The organism is Roseiconus nitratireducens (genome assembly GCF_008629675.1).
Taxonomy (GTDB): domain Bacteria; phylum Planctomycetota; class Planctomycetia; order Pirellulales; family Pirellulaceae; genus Stieleria; species Stieleria nitratireducens.
Window position 1 is genome coordinate 14,421 of the sequence record NZ_VWOX01000023.1, and the last position, 14,128, is coordinate 28,548.

The 14,128-nt window shown below is 59.6% G+C and carries 7 protein-coding genes; 2 read left to right on the forward strand and 5 right to left on the reverse strand.

What is annotated here, in order from left to right:
• Positions 1-263 precede the first annotated feature (263 nt).
• Positions 264-1,493, forward strand: a complete 1,230-nt coding sequence (locus FYK55_RS25635; protein WP_150079491.1) for a pyrophosphate--fructose-6-phosphate 1-phosphotransferase — start codon at positions 264-266, stop codon at positions 1,491-1,493.
• A gap of 124 nt (positions 1,494-1,617) precedes the next feature.
• On the opposite strand, the gene FYK55_RS25640 is transcribed toward FYK55_RS25635, so the two are convergent.
• The 3 genes from FYK55_RS25640 to FYK55_RS25650 all read right to left on the reverse strand — a co-directional run bounded on the left by FYK55_RS25640 (position 1,618) and on the right by FYK55_RS25650 (position 7,257).
• Positions 1,618-3,060, reverse strand: coding sequence for a DUF1501 domain-containing protein (locus FYK55_RS25640; RefSeq protein ID WP_150079492.1), 1,443 nt, complete (start codon positions 3,058-3,060; stop codon positions 1,618-1,620).
• Positions 3,057-5,801 (reverse strand): PSD1 and planctomycete cytochrome C domain-containing protein, encoded by a 2,745-nt coding sequence (locus FYK55_RS25645; RefSeq protein ID WP_150079493.1) that lies wholly within the window; start codon positions 5,799-5,801, stop codon positions 3,057-3,059. The genes FYK55_RS25640 and FYK55_RS25645 overlap by 4 nt, the downstream gene beginning before the upstream one ends.
• Before the next feature lie 118 nt (positions 5,802-5,919).
• Complete coding sequence (locus tag FYK55_RS25650; protein ID WP_235908979.1) at positions 5,920-7,257, reverse strand: hypothetical protein; 1,338 nt, start codon at positions 7,255-7,257, stop codon at positions 5,920-5,922.
• Between the two features lie 302 nt (positions 7,258-7,559).
• Between FYK55_RS25650 and FYK55_RS25655 the strand changes: the two genes are divergently transcribed.
• Positions 7,560-8,519, forward strand: a complete 960-nt coding sequence (locus tag FYK55_RS25655; protein WP_150079495.1) for a hypothetical protein — start codon at positions 7,560-7,562, stop codon at positions 8,517-8,519.
• 67 nt (positions 8,520-8,586) lie between these two features.
• On the opposite strand, the gene FYK55_RS25660 is transcribed toward FYK55_RS25655, so the two are convergent.
• Entirely contained in the window at positions 8,587-10,662 is a 2,076-nt protein-coding gene (locus FYK55_RS25660) for a DUF1583 domain-containing protein (protein WP_235908980.1), read from the reverse strand.
• Positions 10,663-10,676: 14 nt separating this feature from the next.
• Entirely contained in the window at positions 10,677-14,120 is a 3,444-nt protein-coding gene (locus FYK55_RS25665; RefSeq protein ID WP_150079497.1) for a DUF1583 domain-containing protein, read from the reverse strand.
• Positions 14,121-14,128 lie beyond the last annotated feature (8 nt).

The following is a 14,128-nucleotide window of genomic DNA, read 5'->3' on the forward strand; positions in this document are numbered from 1 at the left end:
TCAAATCCCGGAAACGCGCGGGAGGTCTTTCCCCATCAGCCGCGACTCGTGCGATTCCCTTCCCTTAAGCGGCAATATTGTCGGGTCATCCGGCATTGCCGCCGTTTGCTTTTGGCCGGCCTGGCATCGCGATATGGTAGATCGGTGTCTCACCGATCAGGCCGCGCCCGGCGCCCGCCTCGATCGGCTTGCGCGGGGTTGTTCCGCTCCGCAAAGCCGACGATCGATCCTCTTTCAAGCGACATCCGACAGGAATCATCACTATGGCCGTCAAACGTGTTGGCATTTTGACAGCGGGAGGCCTCGCCCCCTGCCTCTCCTCAGCAATCGGTTCATTGATCGAGACGTACACCGAAGTTGCTCCGGAAGTCGAGATCATCTGCTACCGATCGGGATACATGGGACTGCTGCAGGGGGACAGCTTTCTGGTGACGCAGCAGGTTCGCGACCAGGCCGCGGTGCTGCACCAACACGGTGGCAGCCCGATCGGGAACAGCCGCGTCAAACTGACGAATGTCGACGATTGCGTGCGCCGCGGGCTGGTGCGCGAAGGCGACGATCCCTTGCAGGTGGCCGCGGAACAGTTACGGACCGACCGCGTCGACGTGCTGCACACCATCGGTGGAGATGACACCAACACAACGGCAGCCGACTTGGCAGCGTTCTTGTCCCAAAACGATTATGCGCTCACCGTCGTCGGGCTGCCGAAAACCATCGACAACGACGTGGTGCCGATCAAACAAAGTCTTGGTGCTTGGACGGCTGCCGAACAGGGCGCCCGGTTCTTCGAGAACGTGGTGGCCGAGCACAACGCGAACCCTCGCATGCTGATTGTTCACGAGGTCATGGGGCGAAACTGCGGCTGGTTGACGGCCGCCACCGCGAATGAATACCGCAAGCGATTGGAAGAATTGGACTTCCTGCCGCAGACGGGATTGAGCCGGGATCGCAAGGAAGTTCACGGCGTGTACGTTCCGGAAATGGGATTCGATCTGGAAAGCGAAGCCAACCGTCTGCGGGCGATCATGGACGCATCGGATTGCGTCAATTTGTTCATCTCCGAAGGGGCCGGAGTCAGCACGATCGTCAACGAGATGCTATCGCGGGGCGAAGAAGTACCAACGGACGCCTTCGGCCACTACAAGCTGGACGCCGTCAATCCAGGCAAGTGGTTTGGAAAGCAGTTTGCCGAAATGATTGACGCCGAGAAAACGTTGGTGCAGAAGAGCGGGTACTTCAGCCGGGCAGCCCGTGCCAATGAGGCCGATCTGGCATTGATCGCTCGCTGTGCTCGAAAAGCGGTCGAATGCGGCCTGGCGGGAGAGAGCGGGGTGATCGGCGAGGACGAAGAACGGGGCGACGAACTTCGCGCCATCGAATTTGACCGCATCAAGGGCGGAAAACCGTTCGACATCGACGCACCCTGGTTCGAAGACCTGTTGGCCGGGATCGGGCAACCCAAAGGCGAAAACGTCGCTGCCCAACACACCTGATCCGGCCCTGATCCGGCGTACCTGATCGACGACGCCTCCACCGCGTCAAGAGAACTTGGGACTGCGATGCAATGTTGGTCGCGTCTTCGGTCGCCGCCAACAGGCTTGCCAAGTCACGGCGGACCTACGCCAGCACGTCGTCGATGACGTGGCCTTCGACGTTGGTCAGCCGTCGTTCGATCCCGTTGTGGTAGAACGTCAATCGCTCGTGGTCCAACCCCAACAAGTGCAGGATCGTGGCGTGAAAATCCGGCGGCGTCACGACGTTCTCGGTCGCCTGGAAACCGAAAGGGTCCGTCGCGCCGTAGGAAGTTCCCCGCCGCACCCCGGCTCCGGCCAGCCAGCAAGTAAAGCCTTGCGGGTTGTGATCGCGACCGTAGGTCCCCTGTTGGAACATCGGCATTCGGCCAAACTCGGTGGCGAAAACGACCAACGTCTGGTCCAGCAATCCGCGCTGCTTGAGGTCGCGAATCAAGCCTGCGACGGGCTGGTCCAGAATCTCGCCGTGCACATCGTATTGCCGCTTCAGATCGCTATGGCCGTCCCAGTTCAAGCGGCCGCCCGAAGCGTACGCACCGTTGAACAGTTGGACAAACCGCACCCCACGTTCGATCAAACGTCGGGCGAGGATGCAGTTGCGGGCAAAGGACGCTTTGTGTTCGTTCGGACTGTCGGCCCCGTAAAGCCGCTGAATGTGCACCGGTTCGCTGGCCAGATCGACGGCTTCCGGCACGGAAAGCTGCATCCGGGCGGCCAACTGATAGCTGGCGATCCGAGCTTCCAATTGCGGATCGCCGGGGAACCGATCGGCGTGGCGTCGTTCAAGAAACTGCAGCGTCTGCCGCGCCGCGCGGTCGGCCGTTGCGGAAACGCCGGAGGGCCGATTCAAGTACCCGATGGGTTTGGTGCTGGAGAACGGCGTCCCTTGGAATGCCGCGGGCAAAAAACCGCTGGCCCAGTTGTTGGGCCCCGATTGAGGGTTTCCCCTGGGGTCTTCGATGGCAACGAACGCGGGCAAGTCGGAATTCTCAGTTCCCAACGCAAAATTGATCCAGGCTCCCATGCTGGGAAACCCGTCGAACGCAAAGCCGGTGTTCATCACATTCTCGGCCGGCCCGTGCGTGTTGGACGTGTTGGTCAGGGAGTGCAAGAAACAAAGATCGTCGGCCAGCGAACCGATGGCCGGAAGCAAGTCGGAAACCATCTTGCCGCATTCGCCGCGCGGTCGAAACTTCCAAAGCGGCCGCGTCAGATTTCCATTGGGGCCTTGAAACGAAACGAGTTTTTCGTTGCCCGGCAACGGCTTCCCGTCCCATCGAACCAATTCCGGCTTGTAATCGAACGTATCGACCTGGCTGATCGCGCCGGAACAAAAAATGACGACGACGTTCTTGGCCTTTGGCTGAAAATGTGGCCGCCGAGTCGTTCCCTTTTCTGAATCGGACGGTGGCAATTCGGCCGCGGGGCTCTCATCGGCAAGCAAGCTGGCCAGTGCGATGCTGGCCAATCCGTCGACGGTCCGCGACAGGAACCGACGACGATCCGTGATCTGGCTGGAGCGGTTCATTGCAGAAACAGAAACTCACTGGTATTGAACAGAATGCGGCAGACCTGCTGCAGACCATGGTCGGATGCAAGCTGAACCAGACGCTCCCGTTCGTCCACTGTCGGTTGGCGAGAAAATGCCAACGAAAACGCGACATCGATCTGCTCGGAAAGATCGTCGCCAGCTTGTTTCCGTAGCCGATCGGCGAAAAAGCCTGCTTGCCGATTGACGAACGGACTGTTGAGCAGTCCCAGTGATTGCACGGGAGTGATCGAACGCGTTCTTTGTGGTTTCATTTGCCCCGCGTCGGGACAGTCAAACGCACCGAAGACGTCCACGGTGACCATTCGCACCTTGTGGGCATAGATCATCCGTCGCCAACCCTGCTGGTCGAACAACTGCTTGGGCCGATAGTCCGACAGGCCACCCCGTTGATTGAAGAAATCAAACCCGGGTCCGCCCATTTCCAGATTCAACTTACCGCTGATGAAAAGGATCGAATCGCGTATCACCTCCGCTTCCATGCGTCGAGGAGGGTACCGCCACAACAAACGAGAACCGGCATCGATGGCGAGTGCTTTGTCGCGAGGGACGCTGGACTGCTGCCAGGTCTGGGATGTCAGAATCAGACGATGAAGTTTTTTTAACGACCAACCGTCATTAATGAACTTGGCCGCAAGCCAATCGAGCAACTCTGGATGCGACGGCTCGGCGCCCATCCGTCCAAAGTCCGACGGCGTCTGGACGAGGCCCGTGCCAAAGTGGTGCTGCCACACACGATTGACGATCACGCGAGCCGTTAGCGGATGATCGCGATCGGTCAGGTGTCGGGCGAGTGCGATCCGCCGTTGAGGATCGGTCGCCTCAGCTGGCAAATTCAGTTGCCCCAAAAACTCGGGAACAGCGGCGTCGACCGGATCGCGACGCTGCATGGCGTCGCCGCGGTGCAGAACGTATGTGGTATCCGGTTCGCCGTCGAAGGCAGCGGCGTAGACCTGAGGCCCGGCCGACAAACGCGCCAATTGACTCTGGGCGCGACGCAAATCGGCCAACAACGAAAGGATGCTTTTGGTTTGGTCTGCAGAAACCGATGCCAGTTGAACACGATCTGGATTGCGAGCGTCGTCGACCCGCGGGAATCGATCGCGGCTGTGAACCAGTTCACGCCACGCATCGCCACCGGCCGGCAGGGCTTCGATGACAAAATCGGCCGGCATGCTGGCCCCGCGATGAAATGTCACCTGATCGATCGTCGCCGGTGCATCAAAGTCGATCTGAAACCATGCCGGTCCCGCCTGCGCCGCTACCCAGGGATAGGCTTGCCGGCGATCGACCGAGCCGTCCACCAAATTGTCGAAGTGCCGCGACTGGTTGGCCAGGGCGAAGCTGGAAGCCGATGGGATCGCCCCTTTGGAAGCGAGCGCGACGTTGACGCGTTTACCATCGTCGTCATTCGCCTTGGACCAGACTTCAAATTCGTACAGCGATGCCGGCGCCCCGTTTGTCGTCGCTGCGATGCGCATTCGGATCGCTGTGGCCGTCACCGGCAAGAACGACTCGGAGTGGACGTCGGACAGCGGTTCGCGAAGATGGTGTCGTCGGCGGTGCGTTTCCAATTCGGCCTGCAGCCCTTCGACCCGTTCGCGCGCGGCTGGCACCTGAGACGACCAGTCGTCGTTCTGCGGGCCACGCCAACGTCGCGTTCCATACCGCAATCCGGCAAACACGGCTTGCATCGCGTAATAGTCGCGTTGCGTGATGGGGTCAAATTTGTGGTCGTGACAACGGGCGCAACCGATCGTCAGACCCAAAACGCCCTGGCTGACGGTACGAATGACTTCGTCCAATTCGTCCTGCCGGGCTCCTCGCATTGCCGCCTCGTCGCGTCCCACCTGGCCGGGGAGATTGGCGGGGCCGGCCACGAGAAAACCGAGGGCCGCATCCTCGCCAACGGTGTCACCGGCAATCTGCTCAAAAACAAATTGATCATAGGGTTTGTCGTTGTTGAGCGAATCGATCACCCAATCGCGGTAAGGCCAGGCGTTCTTCCGTTCGGCGTTGGTTTCAAACCCCACGGTCTCCGCCCACCGAATGACATCCAGCCAATGCTGGGCCCAGCGTTCCCCGTAACGCTCGGAAGCCAGTAGCGTGTCAACCAAGCGACCGACGTCGGGATCGCGGATGAACGCGTCGACGACGTCTGGGTCCGGCGGCAATCCGGTCAGGTCGAAACAAATTCGACGAGCGAGAATCCTTGGCTGTTCCGGAGGATTCCGACGCAAACCCACCTGCGAAAGTTTGCCATCGATGAAATCGTCAATGCAGCGATCGCCCTCAGCCGGGTCGAGCGGCTGGAAACTCCAATGGTCCCGTCGGTTTTCCAATTTCGCCGTGTCGACTCCGTCAGGCCACACCGCGCCCTGTTCCACCCACGCTGTCAAGGATTCGATATCGCGAGCCGGCAGCGGATCGCCATCGGGCGGCATCCGCGTATCGGGATCTTCGGCGGTGATCAGCTCGATCAGAGGACTGGAACTTGCCTGGCCGGCCACGATGCTGGGCCCCCAACCATCGCCACCTTTGAACGCTTCCGAACGAATGTCCAGACGCAAGCCACTTTTCTGACGGTCCGGACCGTGGCAGCGATAACAGTGCCGCTGGAGAATTGGCCGGATGTCGCGAACGTAATCGACCTCCGCCGCGTTCCCTACCCGGGAAATCGTGGCAATGGCAAGAATCAACAAAACGAGGGGGCGGTGCATCAGTTTTTGCAACGTTCGCAATGCGAACCGTGACGCGGCGGGTTGGCGGGGGAATCTAAGTCTAATCGATGCTGGGCCGGGCTGCGTTGTCCGACATCGATCGGTCGCGTCGCGATCCCTATTCCGAAGGCAATCCGAGCACGAACACCAACAGACAAATCAAACTCAGCAGCGCGAATCCCACCAGCCGCCTGGTGCGGCCGGGCAAGTCCTTGGCTTGCCAGCTGACGATCCATGCTACCAGGCATTGAAACATGTAATACAGGGCGAACGCGCGGGACGCATACGCGATGATGCCGTTGACATTGGTTTCCCATGTCAACCCCACAGTGACCAGCAGGATCAGGATGTAAGCGTAACGGATCGGCAGCTTGCGATGCGTGATGTCCTCGATCAGACCGCCCGCCCCTTCATCGTCCGCAACCGCGGCACTGAATTGGCTGCCGATTGCGGCTACCGAAAGCAGAATCGGCAGGACGGATGCGACCGGCTGAGTCATCTGAACGATGGCGGTCACGTCGGCTCCCAACCCGGAATGGAACAGGGTCGTGGCCAGAGCGATGAACACCAAATAGATTGCCGCCGAGATGAGCTGAGCGGCGCGCATGGTGGCAATGCGTTGTGGTGCCGGATGCTCATCACCCAGGTAGCGTGACGTCTCGAATCCCTGCACGACGATCAGCAGTCCCAACAGAACGCGGACGTCGTGCCAATCGATGTCGGATGAAACGTCCGGCAAGGCCCAGTTCCCGCCCCACAGCAAACGCGCGTTGTAGACGGCCAAGCCCAGCAGCAGGGCGCCGATCATGCCCAGATTCAAAGCCACCGCGTACTTCTCCAGGCCTTCTAACATCCCCAGCCCGCGCCAGGCCCCAATCGTTCCGATCGTGATCAGCAAAGCCGTCGTGATGGAATGCGCCGCAACTTCGCTCTGAATGCCAATTGCGTTCAGCAGAAAGGCGGCCAACAGCTGCAAATAGTACGTCACGGAAATGAAATAAGCGCCGGCCAGCACAATTCGTGACACGAACGCGATGGACTGTGCCGCACCGAGACCTTTGTTCTCGATCGGCTCAAAATGTCGAATGTTGAATCGAATCGCACTGCCCACGCCATAGGCCAACATCAACAACACCGCCATGCAAACGAGGGCCAGGTTGCCGACGATGCCCGCCAGAAGCGGAGCACTGACCAGAAACCCGCTGCCCATGATGGACGCCAGCGGGGTGACCGTTGCTTTCCAATTGCCGGATTCTGCCAACCGTTTCGAGAATGCCAGGTATCCGGCTAACCCGAGCGCCGACACAATGATCACAGCATTCAACATGTAGCAACTCTCCGTGGATGAATCTGCGACAAGGTGCCGGCTTTCGACTCCAAGCGGATCGTGACAGACGGCAACGTCCTTCGCACCGGCCTGTGACGCCTGGAGCGATGCGGTCTGCAACTGTCCCAAGTGTGCTTCGGAAGACTCACAGCCTACCTGATCCAGACGCGATTGATCGAGGTGGCCTGATGTGCGTCGGTGTCGCGATTTCGCCTCCGGCGCCGACGCGACCACGCGAAGAGCAGGCCCGAAGTTGCTGACACAACCGTCCGTCCCGGCCAATGCGATCAATTCGTTGCTTTTTGGAATTGTGAATCGCACAAACGGGTAGAATTGGCCGTTGCCAATCTATCGATTGCGTTGCGTCTGGGGATCGTTCATTCCACTCTTCGGTCGCCATCATTCAGCGATCGAATTCCGGGAGACTAGCCATGATGTTTTCCATCCGATGGGCCAATTCAACTTCGGTCGCTTTTGCTTTGGCGGTGATCTTTTCAACTTCGATCGCGATCGGCGATGAAGCCGGCGACGCCAGGGAGGGCAGGCCCCACGGCGACGTTTCCGCGATCAGCGATTGGGCCTTGGCGGGCGTCGTTTGGGCCGACGCGAGCTACGCGAGAAAGCTTGCGGTCACGGCGGCCAGGCAAACCAGCGATTCACAGCAACGAGCCAATCTGAACGCAAAGATCCAACGTCTGGACAAGATCCTTGCGTCGATGAAACAGTTCGGCTGGCGACAGCTGGAACGCCCGCCGATTGCATCCACCACCGAGTCTGACCAGACCGCGGCTGCGATCAGTGCCAAGGAGCGAGCGGACCGGGAATCGCTAAAAATCGCCCGCGCGATCGACGCCGGGGTGGAGGACGGTCCCAGCGGACCGGCCAACGCACAGAATCTGCAACAATCGGCGGGGTTTGCTGACCGGACGTTGACGCAACGCGACGCGGAAACATTATCCGATTCCTTGCCCTACTCCAGAGGATCGCTCTACGACGTCGAAGCGTATGATCCAGCTTCGGAATCTATCGAACGTCCGGATGGAACCATTGACCGCCGGGCGCCCGTCCGCAACGAAAAGATCAATGCGATTGTTGACGCCGAGGTCCGACGCGGAGTCGCGGCAGAGACCCGAACGCTTGCGGCCATGGAGGGTGTTCCGTTGCCAAAAACAAATTTGAGTCATTTCACGACGACTGACGACGTTCTGAAGTCCGACGCCAATTGGGTGCAGCTGCATCTGGACACCAACCAGCTTCGTTGGTACGCGCTGGGCAATGCGACGATCGACAACGGGATGCTTACCGACGCAATGGCGCAATTGACAGCTCGCATGAAGCTGGCTTCGCGGGTCACCTCGAATGAAGAGTTTCGTTCCGCGTTACAGCAATGATCCTGACCGGCCGGGCCGAGCTGGAAACGACATAAAAAGTGGCGGGAGCGGATTGCCACGATCTCATTCACCGCGTCAACGGACGGAGCAACTCCGTGGGAACGGTTTCCGGCCAGTCCCCTGACAAGGTCGCGTTCCGCACCCGCGTCGTGCCGTTGCGTGCGGGCCGGTACAGCCCGGCCTGGGTCGGGACCTCGGTGTCCAAGGGACGTTCGTAAACCAGTTCGTCGTTCAGCAGAATCCGCACTTTCCCGTCGCCGCGTTGCACATCAACGGTGTTCCACTGGCCATCCTGCAATGGCAGCGGGCGTGGCCCACGGCGGTTGAGCGGTTCCAACGCAGCATTTTCCGGCTCCAGCCCTGTCCACTCCGTGTCACCGGTCGTGATCCAACGGACCCGAATCCCGGTCGGTTCTAGCAGAAAGGCCAAACGGCCCACGGCGGGATGCACCAATGAAGCGTCGCCCTCGGCCAGGAATTCGTATCGAAACGATTCGCCATCCAACAACGGGCGCTGATAGCGCAACAGGCCGGGGCTTTCCGCAGCTTCGTCGGTCGCCTGCTTCCGTCCCACCAGCTCACCCGACTGGATGCTCCAATCGGCGTCCTCCGCCACATCGTCGGCTGCCGGATCCGTGCGAGCATCTCGGAACGGGGGCAAGGATTCGCCAAAGAAGTTTGCCTGCCAGCCACGAAGTTGGTCCCCGGAGATCAAAGCCACCTCGCGTGGAATCACGGGATCTCCGGTCAACTGCAGATTGCGAAAGACAGGACGTTTGGTGCCGGAACTCCGCAGCCCGAGCCACGGGCTGGACGTCGCCGCTTGGTCGTCAAACCAAACCGGGTGAAAATTTGATTCGAACTGACAAATGTCGCCGCGCGACCGAATCGAAACACGATTGAACACCGGGTCCGAATCCGATCGTGCGAACGGGGACACCCGAGTGACCAGGTGTTTGACGTCGGCATCCCAGACCAGCAATTGGTCCTTCCGACCGACGGTTTGAAAGTGCAACCCGCCGTAGACCAATCCGCCATCGGTTCCGATGGATCCACCTTCCTGGGTTTCACAGATGAAATCAAAATCACCCTGCAGCGGATACCGGAAAAACAACACGTCCGCCGCACCACCGGCCAGATGCAAGAGATGCTGTTCGTGAGTCAACCAGATGCCGTCACGGCGGCCTCGGACGATATCGGTTGCCGAACGCACGGTCGCGGGAACCCAGTCTTCCAGCCGGTTGCGAAACATCTCTTCCGGTGACGATTCGCCACGATATTTCTGAACGGCCGCGGCGTGCGCGATTCGCAGCATTGGCCGCAGGTCAATTGCGTTGTCGTTCCCGCTACGCTCGACCATCGACGCCAACAGTGACTCGCTGGCAGGTTGCGTTTGTTCATGCAGGGTTCCCGCCGATGCAATTGCCAGGTCCACCACTTCGGCCAACGCCAATTCGGCTTGCCCCGCTTCGCCGGACTCCACGCGTGACCGCAGGTAGCGGTCCACGCGATCCAGGTCTCCGCGACTTCCCGCCAAGTGGGCCAGCATCAGCAATTCCTCGGCGCCGCGGACGCCCTTTTCCGCGAGCCCTTCAAGCGTTGTTCGCAGCCGCGCCAACCGGCCCAGATCGTCAGCCACCTGCACCAGCACCCAACCGCTGCAAAAAAGCCCTTTCACCGGCCCAACGGATGCTACCGCAAAGGTTGTGTCTCGCGGCCGCTCCCGCAGAGACCTTGCAAACACTTTCGGCGGAGCCTCGGTGGGGACCGGGACGGTCAACAAACGGATCGACTGCCGCTTGTCATCGGGCAGCGTCCAGCCCTGCAGCCACTCGTACTGCTCATCGGAACTTTGCTGGGCCAGCATCCGATGGACGCCCGCAGCGGCGGCTGGAAGAGAGCTGTACAGCAAGTCACCGATGGATTCGACGCGATCCGTCGCGGCGCCAAGCCTCGTCAACGCCGCGTCCAGATCCCGGTTCCGGATGTCTTGAAAAACCTGCTGGCTGATCTGAAGGGGCGTCTCGTCCTGTGCCGTCGCAGCAGCAATCTCATCCTGCGCTGCCGATCGACGCGGCCCATCGGCGACAACCAGACAGATCAGTGCCATCGTCGCCCGAATCCAATCAAAGTCGCGAATCATGGGGTGCATCCTGTCTATTCGAAAAGGCCGCGAACCGAGTCAAACAGTCGCGTGGGAAGGGATTTGGGAGGAGCAGGTTGTTCAAGCGTTCGGATGGTTCTCACGACGGGAAGAGCGACCGACCGCTCTGCACGTACCTGAATCGACTTGAGAAGAATTCGTGATGATCTTTCCGCACCGCCGGTGTGCAACATCATCCGAATACCAAAGAATTCAACGGGATCGTTGGTCGCCTTCGCGTGCCCCAGCAGAACCTGATTCTGATCCGACTCTTTGCCGGCAATGAAAAAAATGTCGCTGCCACGCCGCTGAATTCGCAAGAGGCCTGGATCAGCGAGCGGCTGGTTGCCAATGGCCTGATACTGAAAAGCCCCGCCGGCGCGATTTCGGATCTGAGATTGGCTTACCAATGTCCCCGCATCTGATTTGGTCAGGATACTGCTAAGCTGTGTGGCGTCAGGGTTTGCCAGTTCCACTTGCAGATAAACCTGGGTGTGTTTTCCCTTTTTTGGCGTCGCCAATTCGATCGGTTCGAATTCAAACGAGACCTCAAAATCTCCTTCGAACTGACGTCGGAGCGAAAGACCGGCGCTGGTCCAATTATCGGTCCCTTCCGATTTTAGCTCCAACCCTTGGCGTGCTTCATCCCAGGCATTGCGGTCCGCCCAGCGGTAGAAAAGGTCATCGCCAGGCGGCTCGGTCGCGAAATCGTGCTCGAAAGAATCCGGCAGGTTGTCGCGATGTGTTTTCAGTTCCGCCAACACCGTTTCCGGGTCGAGCGCAGCCATTCCGGCGATCCGTTCGGCACGTAATTCGAAGTGGGTGAAGCGAACGCTCGTTTGGCCCGAGGGTCCCTGAATCTGCGTTCCAAACTGGATCCCCAGGTGCTTCAAATCGTCGGACACATATTCTTCTTTGCCGATCAAACGAAACTGGTCGGAATGCTGATCCGCCGTCAAATAGTAGACGGTCGTCCCGCGTCGGGAGAGACGCAATCGTCCGGCGGCTGCGTCCAACGAGCGACGACCAAAGTAGTGTCGCCGCTCCTGACCCGCAACGGTTCCCATCCGCAGACATTGAATCCTTTGGTCGCCGCTCCGATCGTCGACGCGTTGAATCAACGCTAAGTCTTGAGCGTCATTGTCGGCTTGAAGGTGCAGTCGAACGGCTCCGATCTTGTCCTCCAGGCATTCGCATTCAAACCGGTCATAGTCCACGGTGACATCAAAATCACCACCGATCGAGACGGTGGGCGCGACCAACGCGCCTCGGTAACCAGTCTGACTTTCCTGACGGACAACCAATCCCTCGTCGGTCGCCCGCATCGTCACGGCGGGGTCACCGAGAACCATCGCAAAGGACCCGTCCGCGACGGATTGTTCATCGAAATCATGGACCAAAGTTTCGGATGGCTTATCCGGGCTCCACGCCAACAACCGGGGCAGTTCACCCGCCAAGACTTGTTCTTCGATGGGAGGAAGTTTTTTGGGCCAGTCACCCGCCCAACGAAGACCACGAACGCGCAGTTCGCTTCGGTCGGCAAAATGAAACAGCCCGAACCGCGGATCCGTTGACGCCGGCTCCAAATCGGCCACCAGGATTTCGTGCCCATTGAGGGTCAATGCGACCTGATCGCCCTGACGCCTGAGCTGCAATTGATTCCACGCCCCATTCTTAAGTGGCAACGGTTGAGCCGCTGCGGTTTGAGGGGCATCGCCGTTGTCGGGACGCAATGAAGAACGGTCGTACGTCCCATCGGTGATGTGATGCAACCGAACGCCATCGGGAGTCAATAAAAAACACCTCCTCCCGAGTGCGGGATGGGCGAGGGTCTTTCCCTGTTCGTACCAAAACTCGTATTCGATCGTCCCGTCTTCTCGAACCGGCCGTGAATACACCAACAGACGTTCTTGGTCGCATCCTGCCGGCAACGCCGCTGACCGTGGATCCCGGACTTCGGCAAGCGTGTTGCCGTCCGAATCGACGGCAACCTGCGCCGACCATCCGGCAAGCTTTCCAGGATTGCCGCCGGGGCGTTGGTAGTAGTCGTACCAACCGAGCAGTTCGGACGACTCGACCAAAGAGATCGTTTCAGGGATCGTCGGCGTTCCCGTGATCGTCAGCCCGTCGAATCCGCCCTGCACTCGATAATTGCTGCGGATCGCCACCCACGGATCGGGGTCTTTCTCCAACGTCCGGCGGTAAACGGGACGCCCATTCAAAATGATTTCCGACACACCATCCCGGTTGCGGACATGGGTGTGGATGAATCCGTCACTGTGGGTATCGGTAAGCGGGGCGTCCAATCGCGGACGACGCAATTCGCCGCGAACGTTTCCGATCATGATGTGTTCGTGCGTGTAGGCCAATCCGATCCAATACCCCGAATCCATCAAGTGCGCCTCGCGGTATCCAAACCCGGTCGCTTCCCCTTCAACGCTGTAGTCACCCCGCAGGGGCGAGACGAAAAAGAGAAAGTCGTCACCATAGCTGGAAAGACTGCGTACCGATCCCGGCACGAACTGCCAGTGAGCCTCTGGAAACGCCGATCCGTGTTCGAACGCCGTTTCTCGAGTTGCCTGGATCCACTGTTCCGAACGACTTTCCGCCGCGATCGCATCCGAGTCGTGCCGTTGCATTTCCTTCAGCACTTTGGCGTACGCGTTCCCGAGGTAGCGGTGCCATGCCTTGCGGTCATACTCGGTCCGGTAATTCTGTGTGATCACACCGATCGGTTCACGGACGACCCGCCACAGTTCGGAAGCTTCCGAAGCCCGGTCGACGCACAACAGCACCCCCTGGCGAACCTGATCCAGCAGCACCGGGTCACCCAGCACCTGTTTGAACAACTCATCAAACAAACGGGTCGCTTCCGAGTCGTCGCCCAACTCAATCGCCAGCAGGATCAACAAAGACGTTTGGTCGCACCGCTGTCGCACGTTTGTCGCCGGTGCTTCCAGAATGGCTTGCCGAAGCGTTTCGGACTTGTCCAACTTTTTGGCGAGCCGAACCAAGTCGAGCGCCGGCGAAATGATCCTGGCAGATGGGTCCTCAGCAGCGGCGGGCTCTTTGGCTTCACCTGACAACTCATGAGTCGCCGATGCATAGTCCGTGGTCACACGAAACGTTGGATGGGTTTTTCCGGGGATCACCCAGTCGGCGAGAAACTCATAGCGATCGCTCGGATCTAGCATCGCGGCCCGCTGGACCGCCCATAAACCGCCTTCGCGAATCGGTTGTTCATCAAAGATCGTTCCCAATGCCATGCCGTCCGACTTTCGCATGGGGTGATTCGGCGTGGGCGATACTTCCTGGCTCCACGAGTTCGTGACGCCGGCGCACAGCGCCAGCGGCACGAACACCAGCGGCACGAACAATCGCGGCACGAGCCAGGACGCGGCGCGGGCGATCAATCGGCGATTCGTCTGCAGAAACGGTGGATGCAAAACCAGTTTCATCAGGTGCG